8 protein-coding genes are annotated in these 20,116 nt (G+C 48.2%); all 8 read left to right on the plus strand.

The features are described from left to right. The first annotated feature begins 117 nt into the window (after nucleotides 1–117). The 8 genes from LS482_RS18980 (at nucleotide 118) to LS482_RS19015 (ending at nucleotide 20,068) form a co-directional block, all read left to right on the plus strand. Nucleotides 118–3,567, plus strand: coding sequence for a glycosyl hydrolase (locus LS482_RS18980; RefSeq protein ID WP_233029091.1), 3,450 nt, complete (start codon nucleotides 118–120; stop codon nucleotides 3,565–3,567). A gap of 154 nt (nucleotides 3,568–3,721) precedes the next feature. Beyond that, nucleotides 3,722–6,070, plus strand: coding sequence for a DUF5703 domain-containing protein (locus LS482_RS18985; protein WP_233029092.1), 2,349 nt, complete (start codon nucleotides 3,722–3,724; stop codon nucleotides 6,068–6,070). Then, nucleotides 6,057–8,501, plus strand: a complete 2,445-nt coding sequence (locus LS482_RS18990) for a pectate lyase family protein (protein ID WP_233029093.1) — start codon at nucleotides 6,057–6,059, stop codon at nucleotides 8,499–8,501. The genes LS482_RS18985 and LS482_RS18990 overlap by 14 nt, the downstream gene beginning before the upstream one ends. A gap of 145 nt (nucleotides 8,502–8,646) precedes the next feature. Further along, complete coding sequence (locus LS482_RS18995) at nucleotides 8,647–10,662, plus strand: aceric acid hydrolase (RefSeq protein WP_233029094.1); 2,016 nt, start codon at nucleotides 8,647–8,649, stop codon at nucleotides 10,660–10,662. A 453-nt stretch (nucleotides 10,663–11,115) separates the two neighbouring features. Beyond that, a complete protein-coding gene (locus LS482_RS19000) occupies nucleotides 11,116–14,463 on the plus strand; it encodes a SusC/RagA family TonB-linked outer membrane protein (protein ID WP_233029095.1) in 3,348 nt (1,115 codons plus the stop codon). A 19-nt stretch (nucleotides 14,464–14,482) separates the two neighbouring features. Next, the gene (locus LS482_RS19005) at nucleotides 14,483–16,441 is read left to right on the plus strand and encodes a RagB/SusD family nutrient uptake outer membrane protein (protein WP_233029096.1); all 1,959 of its coding nucleotides are present in this window, start codon (nucleotides 14,483–14,485) and stop codon (nucleotides 16,439–16,441) included. A 110-nt stretch (nucleotides 16,442–16,551) separates the two neighbouring features. Beyond that, nucleotides 16,552–18,273 (plus strand): polysaccharide lyase, encoded by a 1,722-nt coding sequence (locus LS482_RS19010; protein ID WP_233029097.1) that lies wholly within the window; start codon nucleotides 16,552–16,554, stop codon nucleotides 18,271–18,273. 106 nt (nucleotides 18,274–18,379) lie between these two features. Further along, nucleotides 18,380–20,068, plus strand: a complete 1,689-nt coding sequence (locus tag LS482_RS19015; RefSeq protein ID WP_233029098.1) for a polysaccharide lyase — start codon at nucleotides 18,380–18,382, stop codon at nucleotides 20,066–20,068. Nucleotides 20,069–20,116 lie beyond the last annotated feature (48 nt).

Here is a 20,116-nt window from a genome sequence, read left to right on the forward strand (position 1 = left end):
TAAGATAATTGAAGTATAAAAGAAAAAGAATTTCTCCCCCTTGAGGGGGAGATGCCGAAGGCAGAGGGGGCGTCCCCCGGAAATCCTTTATTGCAACCAGAAACGCCGATACTGAAAATGCAAAAACCAAACAAAACACCATGGTTCATCCTGCTCATGTTGAGCATACTCTCCTGTAACCCCCCCGGGGAGAAAAAAGGCGCCGGTTTTCAGCCCACCACCGAATCGTCCAGGCCCTGGGTGTACTGGTACTGGATGCAATCCGCGTATTCCAGGGAAGGCATCACTGCCGACCTGGAAGCCATGAAAGCGGCAGGGATAGGCGGAGCGTACCTGATGGCCATCAAGGGACCGGCCGATCCCCCGTTGATCGATCCGCCCGTGGTGCAGTTGAGTCCCGAATGGTGGGCTATGGTAAAATTTGCCATGACCGAAGCCGACCGTCTCGGCATAAAGCTGGCCATGCACGCTTCCGACGGGTTTGCCGTAGCCGGGGGACCCTGGATCACCCCGGAACTATCCATGCAGAAAGTGGTGTGGTCTGATACCCTTGTGGAAGGCGGGAACAAACTCGATATCCGGCTCCCCGCACCCCCGGATTATAAAGGGTATTACAGGGACATTGCCGTTTTTGCCCTTCCCGTAAAGAAAAACTACCGGAGCACCGCCCGGCTGCAACCGGAAGTAACATCGAGCCTGGCAGGCAAAAACCCGGCATTCCTGGCCGATCCCGGAAAAGACGGGAATTTTAAAATGTATGAAAAAGGGTGGATACAATATAGTTTTGACCAACCCTTTACCTGCAGGACAATAACAATTCACACCAGGGGAAATAATTACCAGGCCCACCGTCTTATAATCGAAACAAGTGAAGATGGTATAAACTTTAAAAAGGTCACCCGCCTGAACCCCCCGCGCCACGGCTGGCAGGATACGGATGCGCCCTATACGTTCAGTATAAATCCCGTGACTTTCCGGTTTTTCCGGTTTGTTTACGATCCCGAAGGTTCGGAGCCCGGTGCCGAAGACCTTGATGCAGCCAAGTGGAAACCCGCCCTGAAGGTCAGCGGTATTGTGCTTTCCGAAGAACCCCTGATAGACCAGTACGAAGGAAAATCCGGGGCGGTATGGAGGATCAGCCCGGAAACCGGTAAAAGTTACATCCCGGAAGAAGATTGTATCGCTAAAGAAGAACTTATAAATATCAGCAGTCATGTCGATCCGGAAGGAAAACTCTCCTGGAATGCCCCTCCCGGCCGCTGGAAGATCATGCGGTTTGCCCATATCTCCACCGGGCATACCAATGCCACCGGGGGCGGAGGAAAAGGGCTGGAGGTCGATAAGTTCAATCCAGAGGCTGTCCGTTTCCAGTTCGACCAATGGTTTGGCGAGGCCATACGTACCGCCGGGCCGGAACTCGCTTCCCGGGTGTTGAAAATATTACACATAGACAGCTGGGAATGCGGCAGCCAGAACTGGTCGCCCGTATTCCGGGAAGAGTTCAGGAAACGAAGGGGCTACGACCTGGTCGGTTACCTCCCGGTCATGGCCGGTATTCCCCTCGATGATGTTACGACTTCGGAAAAAGTACTGTATGACGTACGCAAGACCATATCGGAACTGCTGGCCGATAATTTTTTCGGGACCATAGCCGAAGAAGCGCAAAAGGCCGGGGTGAAATTCAGTGCCGAAAACGTGGCACCCACCATGGTCAGCGATGCCCTGAAACACTTTCAGCATGTGGATTATCCCGGCGGGGAGTTCTGGTTAAAAAGCCCGACACACGATAAACCCAACGACATACTCGACGCCGTTTCGGGGGCACATATTTACGGAAAGGATATCGTACAGGCCGAAGCCTATACCGAACTCCGCATGGACTGGGACGAACATCCCGGTAAGCTGAAAGCATTGGGCGACAGGAATTATGCCCTGGGCATCAACCGTTTTTTCTACCATGTTTTTGTGCATAACCCCTGGACAGACCGGAAACCGGGCATGACCCTGGACGGCGTAGGCACCTACCTGCAGCGCGACCAGACCTGGTGGGAACCCGGAAAGGCATGGATAGATTATGCCCGGCGGGTACAGTTCCTTTTACAAAAGGGAAAACCTGTTATTGACCTGGCCGTGTTTACGGGTGAAGAACTTCCCTCGAGAGCCGTACTCCCGGACCGGCTGGTCCCTTTCCTACCCGGTGTATTCGGTGGGGATATCGTCAACAGGGAAAAGGAAAGACTGGCCAATAAAGGGCAGCCGCTGGCCAGAATGCCCAAAGAAGTGACGCACTCGGCCAATATGACCGATCTTTCCGACTGGATCGATCCCCTGTACGGGTACAAATACGATTCGTTCAATCCCGATGTATTGCTTAACCGTGCCGAAGTGAAGGACGGCAAAGTGAATTTTGGTGCCGGGATCAGTTACAGCGTCCTGGTTTTTCCCGGAAGCAGGAAAATGTCGCCCAACCCCGTGATGTCCGTTGAGGTGGCGCAAAAAATACTGGAACTCGTAAAGGAAGGGGCTACCGTACTGCTCGGTGAAAGGCCCGAAAGGATGCCCGGACTTGACATGCAGGGAAAAAATAAAAAGTTTGAGGCCATTATCCGGGAATTATGGCCGGAGGATAACGGCACAGCGGGGAGCACGCCCCGTATTCATGAGATCGGGAAAGGAAAAGTAGTGATGCTTCCGTACCGGCAAAGCAATTTTAGTCCACTGGGGATTGCGCCGGACATACGATTCACCACCCCGGAAAAGGACGTGGAAACGAGGAATATGGCCTGGGCCCACCGCCGTACGGATTCGGAAGATATTTATTTTATCTCCAATCAGGAGGAACAGAATCGAAGCGTAAATGTTGCTTTCCGGGTGACCGGGAAAGTCCCCGAACTGTATGACCCTGTAACGGGACAAACTACCGTCCTGAACCGGTGGACCATAAAAAACGGGCGTACCGTGATCCCGCTGTTACTGGATAAAAATGCTTCCGTGTTTGTGAGATTCAGGGAAAAAACCGGGGAAACCTCCCGCGACGAAGGAACGAACTGGAACGAGTACACCGAAGTGCAAAAAGCAAAAGGCGACTGGAAGATCACTTTCGATCCTGCTTTCCACGGACCGGAAGCCCCCGTAACCGCCCCGCTTTTTGACTGGAGTACTTCCGGTAACGACAGCATTCGCTACTATTCCGGGACCGCGGTTTATGAAAAAGACTTTGACTGGAACGGAAAAACAGAAAACGTATGGCTGAACCTCGGGGAAATAGCCAATATAGCCGAAGTACGCCTCAACGGCACGGATTGCGGGACCATCTGGACCTATCCGCACCGCGTGGATATTACAAAAGCACTGCAACAGGGAAAGAACAAACTCGTCATAAAAGTGACCAATACCTGGGCCAACAGGCTTATCGGTGATGAAAAACTGCCGGAAGAAAAAAGGCTTACCCGCACCACGGCACCTTTCCGGCTGGAAAACACCCCATTGCTGAAAGCCGGGTTACTGGGACCGGTGACGATTGAACGGGGTAGTTTTAGAGGTGTCGAGACGAATGAGAGTAAATGACATAAGACTAAATTATGATGGTAGAAAAAACAATAAAAAACTCCTCCCTTCAGACGAAGGGAGGTACCCGAGCGAAGCAATGGGGAGAGGGTTTGACCAGGCACAAACCATTGCGTAATCCCAAAAACAAACTATACAACTTGTAACCTGCAACATGAAAAACAAATTACCATACATACTACTGATCCTCACCGCCATCCCCCGGGCACAAACCCCGGTGCTGGAGGACTACAACTCCGTATGGACGGAGCAGAGCAAAAACGCTTCGGAGTCCATGCCTTTGGGCGGCGGCGATATCGGTTTGAATGTCTGGGTGGAGCAGGGCGACCTGTATTTCTATATTTCGCGGAGCGGTACTTTCGACGAACACAACACCTTGTTAAAACAGGGGAGAATGAAGATCAGGCTGGAGCCCAACCCTTTTGATGAGGATTTTAAACAGGAGCTGGTATTAAAGGACGGCTATGTGAAAATAGAGGGCGGTAATGTACAGGTCAAATTGTGGGTCGATGTTTTTACACCCGTGATCCATGCCGATATCAAAAGTTCAGCCCCCGTTTTCGTCAGTGCCTTTTATGAGAACTGGCGTTATAAAAACAGAAGAGTAGAAGGGAAGGCCAACAATGCCAATTCCTACAAATGGGCACCGCAGGGAGATATTATCACCTACAGGGATTCCGTATTTTTCGAAGGTAACGGGATAAAATTCTACCACCGCAACCGGGAAGAGACGGTTTTTGATGTGGCCGTAAAGCAGCAGGGCATGGAAGCCGTAAAAGAACAAATGTTCAATCCGCTGGCCCGCCGGACGTCCGGCGGTTATATTTCCGCGCCGGGCATGCGGCCGGAGGGAACGACGACGGGAAAGTACAGGGACACCGGTTTCAAGGCCTGGAAATTATATACCCCCGACCCGGTAAAGCGTCAGAAACTGCATATCTACCTGCATACCGGACAGGCAGAAAAGGTGGAGTCCTGGCACGAGAAGCTGAAGCAAAATATAACAACATATAACAGGGAAAAGTACACCAAAAGGGAAAAGCGGACCGCAGCGTGGTGGCATAATTTCTGGGAGCGGAGTTTTATCTATGTCAAAAAACAGGGGAGTACTTCCAAAGACTCTGTATGGCAGACCGGCCGGAATTACCAGCTGTTCCGTTATATGCTGGGTTGTAATGCCTACGGAAAATATCCGACCAAGTTCAACGGCGGACTTTTTACCTACGATCCCGTGTACGTTGATTCTACCCTGAAATTCACCCCCGACCACCGGAACTGGGGCGGGGGAACAATGACCGCCCAGAACCAGCGCCTCGTATATTTCCCGATGCTTAAAAGCGGGGATTTCGACATGATGGATGCCCAGCTGGATTTTTACCTGGACCTGCAGAAAAATGCCGAGTTGCGCAGCAAGGTCTACTGGGATCACAACGGGGCTTCTTTTACGGAGCAATTGGAAAATTTCGGATTACCCAACCCTTCCGAATACGGCTGGGATCGCCCCGAAGACTACGACCCCGGCATGCAGTACAACGCCTGGCTGGAGTACCAGTGGGATACCGTGCTCGAATTCTGCCTGATGATGCTCGAACGTCATCGGTACAACGGCGATGATATCCGGAAATACCTGCCTTTTGTCACAAGCTGTATCCGTTTTTTTGACGAACACTACCAATACCTGGCCCGTAAAAGAGGGGCAAAAGCACTGGATGAGAACGGTCACCTCGTATTGTACCCCGGTTCTGCCGCCGAAACCTATAAAATGACCTACAATGCCAATGCCACCATATCCGCTTTAAGGGTGATTACACAACGGCTGCTGGAATTGCCCTATGGGATGCTGAACGATACCGGAACTGCGTATATCCGGGAAGTATCGGGCCGTATCCCGCCGTTGAATTACCGGGAAATGGAAGGACATAAAGTGCTGAGCCCGGCCAGACTCTGGGAAAGGGTAAACAATACCGAAGTACCGCAACTCTATCCTGTTTTCCCCTGGGGAATTTACGGTGTGGGCAGACCCGGGCTGGAAACGGCACAGAATACATGGAAATACGACCCCGATGCCATAAAATTCCGGAGTCACATAGGCTGGAAGCAGGACAACATATTCACCGCCCGGATGGGGATGACCAATGAAGCAGCCCGGTTCACCCTGAAAAAAATGGCAGATTCCGGCAGAAGGTTCCCCGCGTTCTGGGGCCCCGGTTTCGACTGGGTTCCCGATCACAACCGGGGAGGCTCGGGGATGATAGGCATGCAGGAAATGCTGTTACAGGCGGTGGATAAAAAAATATACCTCTTTCCCGCCTGGCCGGCAGGCTGGGATGTGCATTTCAAACTGCATGCCCCCGGAAATACCACCGTGGAAGCAAAGCTTATAAACGGAGAACTGAAAATGCTCAACGTCATTCCGAAGCAAAGGGAAAATGACGTCATCAATATGTTCAATCTTTCGAATTCAGAAAAAATAAAAAAGTATGGAACTCATGAGGAAAACTAAAATAGGCAGGGCATTGCTGCTTATCGCGATACTTTCGGCGGCTTTTCAATGTGCTAGGGAGAATACCGTACAAAAACAGCAGGTAAAAGTCGACTTTGATTTTGACGGCAGAAAGCTGGGAGAAGTTCATGACCCGGAATATGAACCGTGGTTAATCGGGGAAGCTGGAGATCTGAAAAAGGAATTCGGTGAAATTACCGTTCAGCTGAATGGAGATATGCAGTCCGGTTGGTATAAAACAAACATACAGGCCCCGCATTATGCACGGCTGGTGAGTGACGGGCTCATGGCAACAGGAGAGCTGGAAATGATTATTCGGGGACTCTCGCCCGGGACACATTCCCTGTTGAGTTTTCACAACCGGTTTGACGGGCAGGAATCGACGGATATTTCTCCTGTGGACATATTTGTGAACGGTAAAAAAGTAGAAATGGTCCGCCCCACACATAAATCTACATCCACTATTGATGCGGCGATGGTTTACACCCGGTTTCATGTGAAGAAGGACGAAAGTGTAACGGTCCGGTTTGTCAGTAAAGAGCCGGGAGAGAAATTGGTGGTAAATGGTTTTGAACTGGATTATCCGAATAAAATGAAACAGGCCCGGAACCCTTTTCCGGAAAACAATGACGAGCATGTGGCTGCTGACGGGAACCTGACCTTAAAGTGGGAATCGCCCGGAGGGAACACCTCACATCAACTGTATTTCGGCACATCGGAGACGGCTGTACAAAATGCAAAGACAACTTCCGAGGAGTACAAGGGAGAGATGGACACCAATGCGTATGATGTGTCGGACTTATATTCCATGCAGACCTATTACTGGAGAGTGGATGAAACGGATGAGAACGGGGAAACCACCAGAGGAACAGTCTGGTCTTTCAGGCCTGCCCAGCTTGCATTTCCCGGGGCGGAAGGCTACGGACGGTTTGCCATTGGCGGCCGGGGTGGAAAAGTGGTTGAAGTGACCAACCTGAATGACAGCGGCCCGGGAAGTCTGCGATATGCCGTTGAAGAGGAAAAAGGTCCGAGGACCATTGTCTTTCGGGTATCGGGCGAGATCCGGCTGAAATCGCGAATGATCGCGAATGATAAATATGTGACCATTGCCGGCCAGACCGCCCCCGGAAAAGGAATTGTAATTACCAGGGCGCCTGTCGGCCTGACCGGGGATGACTGTATAACGCGTTTTGTACGTGTGCGGATCGGATCGGGAACAACCTATGACGGCATGGGACTTACAGGCGCAGACCATAGCATTATAGATCATTGCTCGGTAAGCTGGACCATTGACGAAGGCTTTAGTTCCAGGGGCGCGCACAATATCACCCTGCAGCGCACATTAATTTCGGAGGCACTGAACGTAGCCGGGCACGATAAGTACGAAAAAGGAAAAATGCACGGATATGCAGCGACTATCGGAGGGAATACAGGAAGCTTTCATCACAATTTACTGGCCCATAATTACGGCCGGAACTGGAGTATGGGCGGCGGTTTGAGCGGAGATGGCTATTACACAGGCCGTCTGGATATGCGAAACAATGTAGTGTACAACTGGGGGCACCGGACCACAGACGGGGGTGCCCACGAAGTAGTATTTGAGAATAATTATTACAAACCCGGTCCGGCAACCGATCTTTTTTACGCCCTGACCATGGATCACGAGGGCGTCGGTAAGGGAATACAAAGAGCCTACTTTTCCGGGAACGTAATGCCGGGGTACTTTGATGAAAATAATCAGGAAAAGGGACGCAGATCGCGCATCTCGAACGGAGAGATTGTGGACTATGAAACTTTTGTCGACCAGCCGTTTTTTAAAAGCTATGTAACCACACAACCGGCTCGTGCGGCATACAAAAATGTGCTGTCCGACGTGGGAGCCAATCTCCCCCTGGATAAACATGATCAGCGGATCTTGCGGGAAACCATGGATAGTACTTACACCTACAAGGGCAAATTCAGTGCACTCGGGGGCATGATAGATACGGAAAAAGATGTGGGCGGACTGGAAGATTACCCGGAAGAAAAACGACCCGCAGACTGGGACACCGACCACGACGGCCTGCCCGACTGGTGGGAAAAGGCCCGCGGCCTGAACCCGGATTCAGGAGCAGGTGATTTTTCCGATACGAACACCGATAAAAACAGGGACGGCTTCACGGAACTGGACCACTACCTGGACTGGATAGCACAACCGCACTATTTTGTTGAAGCAGGCGGGGAAGCCTCCCTGGGTGCAAAAGCACTTTTCAGGGGATACCGGGAAGGGCCGGAGTACACCATCGTCAACAAAGAAAATGTTAGTGCCTCTGTAACGGAAGGTAAAATAAGATTCAAAGGCGCCGAAAAGGGAATGGCATATTTTGAAATACAGGTAAAGGATGCTTCCGGCGATACCATGACCCGAAGGGTGAATGTTTTTGTGGAATAGAAACACCCCCCCTGTGTCCCCCCTAAAGGGGGGATTTATATCTGTTAAAAAGCGTTATTGCTCCTCCCTTTAGGGGGGACACAGGGGGGGAGACTTAATAAAGCAACAAGAACATTAAGGCAGACAATATTAAAAAAACCAAATAATGAAAACCAGATTTTTTATAATTCCGTTTATCCTGGCCGCAGTTTATGCAAATGCCCAGGATAAAGCATTGGTCAACACCTCCGGGAGCCCCTATGCCAAATTGAAAAGCGTAGACCTGGACGATGTGACCTGGACCGGTGGCTTCTGGAAAGAACAGTTTGAGGTAGAGAAGAACAACACCCTGCCCTTTATGTGGAAACTCTATCACGATGCCAAAACCACACATGCCTATCGCAATTTCGAGATCGCAGCCGGACTGATGAAGGGAAAACACGACGGCCCTTCCTTTCACGACGGTGATTTCTACAAGTTATTTGAAGCCATGGCCGCCATGTATGCCGCTACCGGAGATAAAAAGCTGGACGAAGAAATGGATAAGGCCATTTCGCTCATAGCCAAAGCACAACGTAAGGACGGCTATTTGCATACCCCGGTGTTGATCGAAGAAAGATGGGGCACCCTGGGCGAAGAAGAACTGCAAAAGCAGCTCGGCTTTGAAAAATACAACATGGGTCACCTGATGACCGCAGCCTGCGTGCATTACCGGGCCACGGGAAAAGACAGTTTCCTGAAAGTGGCGGAAGGTGTAGCCGATTATCTCTATGATTTTTATAAAAAAGCCTCTCCCGAACTCGCGAGAAATGCCATTTGTCCGTCGCACTACATGGGTGTTGTGGAAATGTACCGGACCACCGGGAATGACAGGTACCTGGAACTGGCCCAAAATCTTATCGACATAAGGGGAACTACCGATGACGGTACGGACGACAACCAGGACAGGATACCTTTCCGGGAACAGAAAAATGCCATGGGCCACGCGGTGAGGGCCAATTACCTCTATGCGGGTGTGGCCGACCTGTATGCCGAGACCGGGGAGAAGGTATTGCTGGAAAACCTCAAATCCATCTGGGAAGATGTAGTGTACCGCAAAATGTATATCACCGGAGCCTGCGGGGCCCTGTATGACGGGGTTTCTCCGGACGGGACATCCTACGATCCCGCCGAAGTACAGAAGATTCACCAGGCCTACGGCCGCCCCTATCAATTGCCGAATGCCACCGCACACAACGAGACCTGTGCCAATATCGGGAACGTATTGTGGAACTGGCGCATGCTGCAGATCACCGGCAAGGCAAAATATGCCGACGTCCTGGAACTGTCCCTCTACAACAGCGTATTGTCCGGCATTAGCCTGGAAGGAACGGAATTTTTGTACACCAACCCGCTTCTGGTCACCGACAACCTGCCTTTCGAACAGCGCTGGGGCAATACCCGGAAAGGCTATATAGCCCTGTCCAACTGCTGTCCGCCCAATGTCACCCGGACCCTGGCCGAAGTTAACAATTATGCTTACAGCATATCCGGAAAGGGCCTTTATGTCAACCTCTACGGGAACAATACGCTCACCACCGCTCTGCCGGACGGTACGGAAATATCGGTTGAACAAAAAACAGATTACCCGTGGGATGGAAAGGTAACACTCAAAATAAAAAAGACCCCGGAAGCACCTTACGGGCTCTTTCTCCGTATTCCTGGCTGGTGCAAAGGTGCGGACATACGGGTAAACGGCGGGAAGGCCGTACGGGATATCAGGCCGGGGACCTATGCAGCATTGAACCGGAAGTGGAGGAGCGGCGATGAGATCGTGTTAAACCTGCCCATGCCCGTAACCCTGATGGAAGCCAATCCGCTGGTGGAAGAAGCCAGGAACCAGGTGGCTGTAAAAAGGGGACCGCTGGTATATTGTCTGGAATCAGAAGATATACCCGCGAATACCGGAATAAATGAAATAGTACTTGACCCTGAGACCAGATTTGATCTTGAAAAACGGTCGATAGCCGACAGGAAGGTGGTGACATTAAAAGCAACGGCCGGAATAAAGAGCGGGAAGTGGAAGAAATCGTTATATCGTCCTTTGAAAACAGAGGAAAAAGGTATTCCTGTGAAATTTGTGCCCTATTTCACCTGGGGAAACCGTGGAGAAGGAGAGATGACCGTCTGGTTGCCATATTGATGATCTTACAATATAATTTACCGGAATTCCAGGGTAAGATTGGGTTGTAAACAAAATTTTTTCAGCGGAAACAAAAAGGTAGCTTTTTTCGAAAAATGTGCTGAACTCAGTATTCATCCTGAATACGAACGAAAACGTTTTCGATCAGGAGTTAGCGGATCAGATAAAAATGCAAAAAGCAGTACAGTACAGGACACTTTTTTAAAAACCGTTGGGGATATTTGACTATTCATCATTATTGAACCGAAATAATTACCAGATTATTATTTCACTTTAGTCGTCTTTCCCCTAAAAGATCGGGAGGAAGAAGACAGGGCATTGTTGTTTACTATTATATAAATGTATTCCATACACTAATGCAATCGATTACAGATTTTAATTGTGTCATAGTCAATCGATTATATGGGATTCGAGAACTTTATTTTATGAATAATTAACCAAAACCATTAACCAATGAAACACGAACATTTAAAGAAGTTGCTGATGGTCTTTATTTTTCTCGGCAGTATCGTTGTCTGCGCACAAGATGGGGAAGGCGTTACCGTATCAGGAACAATTACCGATACCTCGGGAGATCCACTTCCGGGTGTTACTATTTTGATTAAGGGGACCAATACCGGAACAGTTACTAATTTTGACGGGGAGTATGAAATCGAGGCTTCCGAAGGTGATATCCTGTCTTTTTCCTTTGTAGGAATGAAATCCCAGGAAAGAGCAGTAGAGGGGCCTTCTGTTTTTGATATTAGAATGGTTGAGGATAACGCCCAATTGGAAGAGGTGGTTGTTGTGGGATACGGAGAACAGAAGAAAGAAGATCTTACCGGTGCTGTGGAGAATATTGATGTGGATGAAGTTGTGGATTTGCCGGTCTCTAATTTGTCTGAGGCATTGGTAGGAAGGGTTCCCGGCTTGTCCGTTTCAGGAGGAAGCGGTCGTCCCGGCGAAGCTGCCAGCATACAGATCCGCCAGACCTTCGGATTTTCAAAAGATGGAAATACCACCCTTCCATTGGTAGTGATCGATGATATGATCCAGGTCGATCCCGAAACCGGTTTGCCAACACTGGAAACATTTAACCGGTTAGATCCTTCCGAGATAGAAAGCATTACGGTTTTAAAAGACGGATCAGCGGCTATTTACGGTGCCCGGGCTTCACAGGGTGCTATCGTTGTCAAAACAAAAAGAGGGCGACCCGGAAAGACCAAATTCAATTATTACGGTCAGTTCTCGTTTAATGATGCTGTTAGCCATAGCAAAACCATGAGTGCTTATGAATATGGTCTGTGGCACAACAGGTTCTTAAAGGCCGATAACAGGGATGATGAGGGGAGAAACCTTTTTTCTGCCGAAGAATTGGAAGAGATGAAAAATCTGGATTATAACTGGTTAGATAAAGCCTGGTCTTCTGCCGGACAGCAAAAACATGCCCTTACCGTAAGCGGGGGAAGTGAAAAAGTTACTTATTTTGCAGGAACCACCTATTTTACACAGGGAGCCAATCTCGGAGAGCAGAGCTATGAGAAATGGAACTTCCGTACCGGGATCAATGCGAAAATTTCCAATAGTTTTGACTTGTCGGTTTCCGTCTCGGGGAATACGGGAGATGTTGAAAAATCGTTTACCAAAGCCGCAGCGAATATAAATGACAGCAGCTACGGTTCCAAGGCGGGAGGGGGAGAGCAGGCGGACTATGGATACCTGCTTCACATGCCGAGATATATCCCCTGGCAAACAATGGTTAACGGTGAACAGTACTGGATGTCCCCTTTTCCGCGTACGGATCGTAACCTTCAAAGTGCAAACTCCAACCGTACTATTGCGGGCTGGAACTATTTTGCTACGTTGAACAACGGTTCAAAGCAGGTTACTGAAGATTTCTCGTATAATGTCAATGCATCATTGACCTATAAAGTGCCTTTCATTAAAGGTTTGTCTTTAAAGGGAACTTTCGCCAGAAGTGAGAGTTCCGTTCGTACAGAACAGGTACAGTTACCTTATACATTGGCGCGAATTACAAATTATAATAATGAAGGGCACCACCTGGCCAGCGCAGCCGAAGATTCCGATTATAAGATAGAGACCAACGAGCGTAATTCAAGGGTTTATTATAATAATGATGATAATAAAAGTACACAGGTCAATTTCTTTATTAATTATGCAAGGACTTTCGGGGACCATGATATCAGTGCTATGGTGGGTATGGAGCGCTCCGAGTCAAGTTATAAAAGTACACGTTTAGCTTATGAGGGAACATCTGCAGATTACCTGGGTACTCATGAAACTGCGGGGGAGTTGTCCGATAACTCTACCTCGTATAAAGGAGAGGCCGGGACACTTTCTTACCTGGGACGGGTAAACTACAGTTATAAATCAAGGTATTTATTTCAGTTTCTTTTCCGTAGCGATGCTTCCACAAAATTCGCACCCGAAAATTACTGGGGTTTCTTTCCTTCAGTCCAGGTGGGCTGGATCATGTCTAAAGAAAACTGGTTCCGGGATGCCCTTCCATGGGTTGACCACTTGAAAATACGTTATTCCATCGGTAAAACCGGAAAAGACAATATTAAGGCCTGGCGATGGATGCAATACTATGATCTTTATACCGATAAAGGATTTCAGTTCGGAGAGAACGGTGGAGAACTGGGAGGCGGATTATCACCCAAGGTAACGCCAAACAGAGATGTACGCTGGGACAATACCATTAAGCACAACGTGGGGCTTGACATCAATGTATTACAAAACAGACTGCAGATAGGGACCAATTTTTATTATGACAGAACCACAGATATGCTGACCGATATGGCCGGTACCGCAGGGGTTCCGATTTCAGTAGGAGGTGGATTTGCAGAACAGAACTATGCAGCTGTTGATGCCTGGGGAACAGAAGTCAGTGTGAATTGGAGAGACCAGATAAATGATAATTTTGGTTATAATGTGGGTGTGAACTTCGGAATTTCCAATAACAAGGTTAAAGAATATCCCGAACAAGCACTTCAGCATCCGTCGTACAACGTTGTGCAGCAAGGAGCATCATTGTTTTATCCGACATGGGGATTTGAGACATGGAAAGAAACATCTACGGGAGACGGTATTTTACGTACGGATGAAGATATTCAGAAATATTGGGGATACTTAACTGAACGAGCCAATAATGCCGGTGTTGACCCCATGTATTTTGATATAAATTCGGTAGATGCCCTGCAGAAAGGAATGATGGCTTATAAGGACGTTGGAGGTGATTTTAATAGCGAGACCGGTACCCAAGCTGGTCCGGATGGACGAATTACAGACAATCTGGATTACGTCAAACTGGTGGATAAGAACAGAAGATACGGCTTTACGACCAATCTGGGAATGAATTATAAGTCGCTCTATATGAGAACCCAGATCAGTACCTCCTGGGGCGGATACAGGGCTATTGATATAGTGAAACAGGGAACATCTTCCTCCCATAATATGTGGGCCCATGAAAGTTACTGGACAGATATGTATGACCCGGATGATAACGTAGACGGAAAATATCCTAACCTGGCTTATTATGATTATATAGCAGCTCCATCAGATTTCTGGCAGCTCAATACTTTTAGTTGTTCAGTGAAAAATCTTACGCTTGGTTACGAATTTCCTCAAAGTGTTTTATCCAAACTGGCTATACAGAATGCTTCATTGGGAGTAACTGGGTATAACCTATGGCATCTCTATAATCCGTATCCCGACAAGTATCGCAATATGTATGATAATTCCTACGTCAGTTATCCTACACTTAGAACATGGACGGTGAATTTGAGCGTTACATTCTAATTTTAATTCAATAGCAGTTATGAAAACAAAGATCAATATATATATAAGTGTGGCACTGTTACTGGTTATCATCAGTGCTTCTTGTAGCGATGACTTTTTAGAAGAAAAGCAGAACTATGGTGAATATGACGATACATTTTACCAAAGTGAAGAACGTGTAAACTGGTATATCAATAATGTGTATTACGATTATTTTCAGGGATATACATCTCCGTTGTCCATTCTGGTCGGGGCTTATACAAGTGATTATTCCGGAATGACTGAAGAGATAGGAGGTATTCGTGACCTGATTAACCCGACCCTTACACTTATGGATGCAGACGATGCTTCCGGTTACTATGGAACCAAGCTGGAGAACAAGGTGAAAAACGAACCTTATCATAGGATAAGGGACTGTAATTCCCTACTGGAAGAGATCGATGTCAAAGGAGCCAATCTCGATGAAGAGTTTCGCAACCAGGCAAAAGGACAGATGTATTATTTCCGCGCTATTCAGTATTTTGATTTGATGCGTATTTACGGTGGAATTCCTATTGTAACCACGGTTCAGGAAGCATCAGTTACGGATGAAGAGATTAAATTACCCAGGGCAAGTGTTACAGAAGTAGTAGAACAGATAGTTGCAGATCTTGACATGGCAGCAAGCTTGTTACCCGAAGATTGGGGACCGGCAGATTACGGGCGTTTTACAAAAGGAGCGGCTTTGGCACAAAAGGCCAGGGTGTTGTTAACCTATGCCAGTCCGTTGTTTAATAAAAACTGGGAGAGTAATGAACGTTGGCAAATGGCCCTACAGGCTGGATTGGAAGCAGAAAGCCAGTTAACGGCAGACGGATATGGATTATACGGAAGTTCAGCCAAAGACTGGGATGAAATGTTTTCGCTCGATAATACTTTCTGCTCTGAAGCTGTTACGGTACAGCTATTGGGAAGCGGTAATACAAGCAGTTATTTAAATAATTCATGGGAACAGAATATTCGTTTAAGCAGTCAGGATGGCGGTGGAGGGCAGGAAGTCCCAAAAGAAATGATTGACTTGTTCCCTATGGCCGATGGTTCACGACCAACTGCAGCTAACGGGTATGATGAATTTCTTTTCTTTCTCGATCGCGATCCCCGATTTTACAGAACATTTGCTTTTTCAGGCAGCAAGTGGGGGTATAAAGAAGATACGGAGTCTGCCGTTTGGGCATACCGTTGGGTAGATGATAGCGACAATACCTATTATAGCGATAATAACCAGGTATCGAGCCCGGTATTTGTTCGTAAAATGACCAATACTGAAGTAACCAATGAGAGCGGTTTTGAGTATTCAGGGACCGATATTTTTGAATATCGATATGCAGAATTATTGCTAAATATTGCCGAGTGTTATGCAGCAATGGGAGATATGGCAAATTGTTCGGCCTATTTGGGAAAAGTCAGGAACCGAGTCGGTATCCCATCTGAGAATAATTACGGGATAGGTACATTAACAGATAAATATGACGCTATAGAGGCTTGTTTATATGAGCGTAGGGTAGAGCTTGCCTATGAAGGAAAACGCTTTTGGGATGTTCAGCGCTGGATGCTTTATAATGACGATGCCTCAGCCGGTAACAATACCTGTGTAAAACTGGGGGTAACACCGCTTAATGGGACACAGCGGACAGGACATTACTTGCAGTATAATGAAGTGGCTACGTCAGATGATCCTTTGGCAGGAATCCGTGAAGATATTGTTGTAGATCCCGATGCCGGTAACTTTGAAGAACAATTACAGTCATTGGCAACAATCTATAGCGATAATTTTGAATTTGAGGAGTTACCGACTCCCATGGATAATGTCAACGGAGAACAAGCCCAGATCGACTGGAAGCAAAACTATTATATAATGGGGCTGAATTCCGGTGTGTTAACTCAAAATCCCTGGCTTGAACAAACCATTGGGTGGAGAGATGCCAGTGGAGGCGAAGGAACTTTTGATTATCGCGAATAAAGAAATGGAAATACATATATGAAGATTGATATTATATGCAATCAAGTATTTTATATTTAACCTATTGAAATATATTATTTAAAGTAAAACATAAATATAAAAAACGAATTATGACCCGGAAAAAAATTGCATTATCATCATTGTTTATGGTCTTTTTCCTTGCAGCCTTTGCCCAGTACCCGGATTTGACAGAAGAAGACAGGGCAAAAGAAAAAAGGATCAAGGAGGAAGCATACCAGCACTCTGATGAAGCCTGGGAAAAGGCCTGGCCCATAGTAAAAAAAGAGGCCGAAGAAGGTAAACCCTATATTCCGTGGGCCTTTCGTCCGGACGACCTGCCGCAGGCAGATATCCCGGCTTTTCCCGGGGCAGAAGGCGGAGGCATGTACAGCTTCGGGGGCCGCGGAGGAAAAGTGCTCACGGTGACCAATCTCAACGACAGCGGTCCCGGAAGCCTGCGATGGGCCTGTGAACAGGGAGGAGCCCGGATCATTGTCTTCAATGTGGCAGGGATCATTAAAATAAAACGCCCGCTCATTATCCGTGCACCTTACCTCACCATTGCCGGGCAGACTGCTCCCGGGGACGGGGTTTGCATAGCCGGTGAAACCGTGTGGATCGATACTCACGATGTGGTGATACGCCACATGCGTTTCCGCAGGGGAGAAACCTTTGTGGGCCGAAGGGACGATGCCATAGGAGGGAATCCGGTAGGAAATATTATTATAGACCACGTTTCTGCCAGTTGGGGCCTCGATGAGAACATGTCCATCTACCGCCATATGTACGAGCCCGGGGCCGACTACAAAGCGGAAAAAATGCCAACGGTGAACATCACCATTCAGAACAGTATCTTTTCCGAAGCCCTCGACACCTATAACCATTCCTTCGGAAGTACCCTGGGCGGTGAGAACTGCTCCTTTATGCGCAATTTATGGGCAAACAATGCCGGGCGTAACCCTTCCATCGGCTGGAACGGTATCTTTAATTTTGTGAACAACATAGTGTTCAACTGGAAACACCGCACTACCGACGGGGGAGATTACAAGGCCAAGTACAATATCATCAACAATTACTATAAACCCGGTCCCGTAACGCCCCTGGATCAACCGGTAAGTCACCGCATCTTAAAACCGGAATCCGGAAGAAGCGACCTGGATACTCTGGTGTTCGGAAGAGCTTATGTCGATGGCAATATCGTGGAAGGGAATACACGGGTAACCCGGGACAACTGGGCCGGAGGGATTCAGATAGAAGGCAAGGACGGTGAACTGATGCCCTATGAAGATGCAAAGGAGTATTTTCCCTACATGAAGGCGAGGTCCCCGCTTCCCATGCCCTGGCTGAAGAAAATAATGCCTGTAAAAGAATCCTATGAATACGTACTGAACAACGCAGGGGCAACACTCCCGAAAAGGGATCCTGTGGATGAACGTGTAGTGCGGACCGTAAGAACGGGAAAACCCGAATATGTAAAAGGGCTCGATCCCGGTTCCTTTTACCAGTTCGAACACAGAAGGCTCCCTGCCGATTCTTATAAAAAGGGCATCATAACAGATATTGCACAAGTTGGAGGGTATCCCGAATATAAGGGAAAACCATACAAGGATTCCGATAAGGACGGTATGCCCGATAAATGGGAGAAAAAATACGGGCTCGATCCGAATGACCCTTCCGACGCCAATGGTGATATCAATGGTGACGGGTATACCAATATAGAAAAATATATCAACGGAATTGATCCCGAAAAGAAAGTAGATTGGAAAGATCCCGAAAATAACAGGGATACACTGGCCGAATTAAAAAAAGGATTGGCCAGGTATAAAAAGTAAAAAAACGGTGTATATCGAGCACAAAACAATGATTATTTTGATCATTAACGGTTACTGCCCGGCAGGAGCAGGTAGTGATGATTAAAAGATCGGTAAAAGCGGACAGATGAATTTAAGAATTGTTTCGATAGTAGTATGTTCTGTATTTACGGCTTTTCAGGCCCGTGCACAGTATCCCGAAATCCCCGATGATGAACAGGCAAGGACCGATGCCAGGATGCAGGCCGAAGAAAAGAGGCTGGTCGAAAAGTGGGAAAAGGAAGTATTCCCCGTCATCAAAAAGGAAAGGGCAGCAGGCAAACCCTATGTGGTCTGGGGGTCACATCCCGGCGATTTTATAAAAGCCGATATCCCGGCATTCCCCGGGGCCGAGGGCGGCGGGGCCTTTACGTCCGGCGGAAGGGGAGGTAAAATATACGTGGTGACCAGTTTAAAGGACAGCGGCCCGGGAACATTACGCGAGGCCTGCGAGGCCGGGGGAGCCCGGACCGTGGTTTTTAACATATCGGGAATTATCAGGCTGAAGACACCCATTAGCGTCAGGGCCCCTTATATCACCATAGCCGGACAGACCGCACCGGGAGACGGTGTATGTGTGGCCGGGGAGACCTTTAAGGTAGATACGCACGATGTCATCATCAGGCATATGCGCTTCAGAAGGGGAGAAACCGATGTTACCCGGAGAGACGATGCTCTCGGGGGAAGCCCGATGGGCAATATAATCATAGATCACTGCTCGGTAAGCTGGGGACTGGATGAAAACATGTCGATGTACAGGAACATGTTCAGGCCCAATGAGAACTCCGACCGGCAAAAACTTCCGACGGCCAATATTACCATTCAGAATTCGATCTCCTCGGAAGGACTGGATACCTACAATCACGCTTTCGGAAGCACCATCGGGGGAATGCACAGTTCGTTTCTCAGGAATTTGTGGGCCGATAATGTAGGCAGAAACCCCTCCATAGGAATGTATGGCGATTTCACCTTTGTCAATAATGTGCTGTTCAACTGGTGGAACCGCTCGGTAGACGGCGGGGATTACCGGTCCATGTACAACATTATCAATAACTATTACAAACCCGGCCCGATTACCCCGGACGATGATGTAAGACACCGTATCCTGAAACCCGAATCCGGCTGGCTGGACCCGAAAACCTATGGCCGCGCCTATATCAGCGGAAACTTTGTGGAAGGAAACCCCGAAGTGAGCCGGGACAACTGGAATGGCGGGGTACAGTTGGGCGGATCGCCGGAAGGCGAATGGAAAGAACACTTCGCCTATATGAAACAGAACCGTCCTTTCGATGTTCCTTTTTACACCCTCATGTCTGCCAAAGAGGCTTATGAATACGTGCTGGAAAATGCCGGGGCCACATTGCCCGAAAGAGATCCGGTAGACAAAAGGATAATCAGGCAGGTGCGTACCGGAAAAATCGAGTATTCCGACAGACTGGAAACGGACACCGGGAAAGAATATGTAAAAAGAAGGCTCCCCGCAGACTCCTATAAAAAAGGAATTATTATGAATATTGAGCAGGTAGGAGGGTATCCGGAATATAAAGGAAAACCCTATAAGGATTCCGACGGTGACGGCATACCCGACAAATGGGAGAAAAAATACGGCCTCGATCCCGACGATCCTTCCGATGCCAATGGCGATATCAATGGTGACGGATATACTAATATTGAAAAGTATTTCAACGGTATCGACCCGACCGAAAAAGTGGATTGGACAGACCTTAAAAACAACAGGGATACGTTGAAGGACTGGTCTAACGGATTGCTGCAATAATAGCACAATGAGTAGTCCGAATTACGGATAAACAAAACGTTTATTCCA

Source organism: Sinomicrobium kalidii (assembly GCF_021183825.1).
GTDB classification, from domain to species: Bacteria; Bacteroidota; Bacteroidia; order Flavobacteriales; family Flavobacteriaceae; genus Sinomicrobium; species Sinomicrobium kalidii.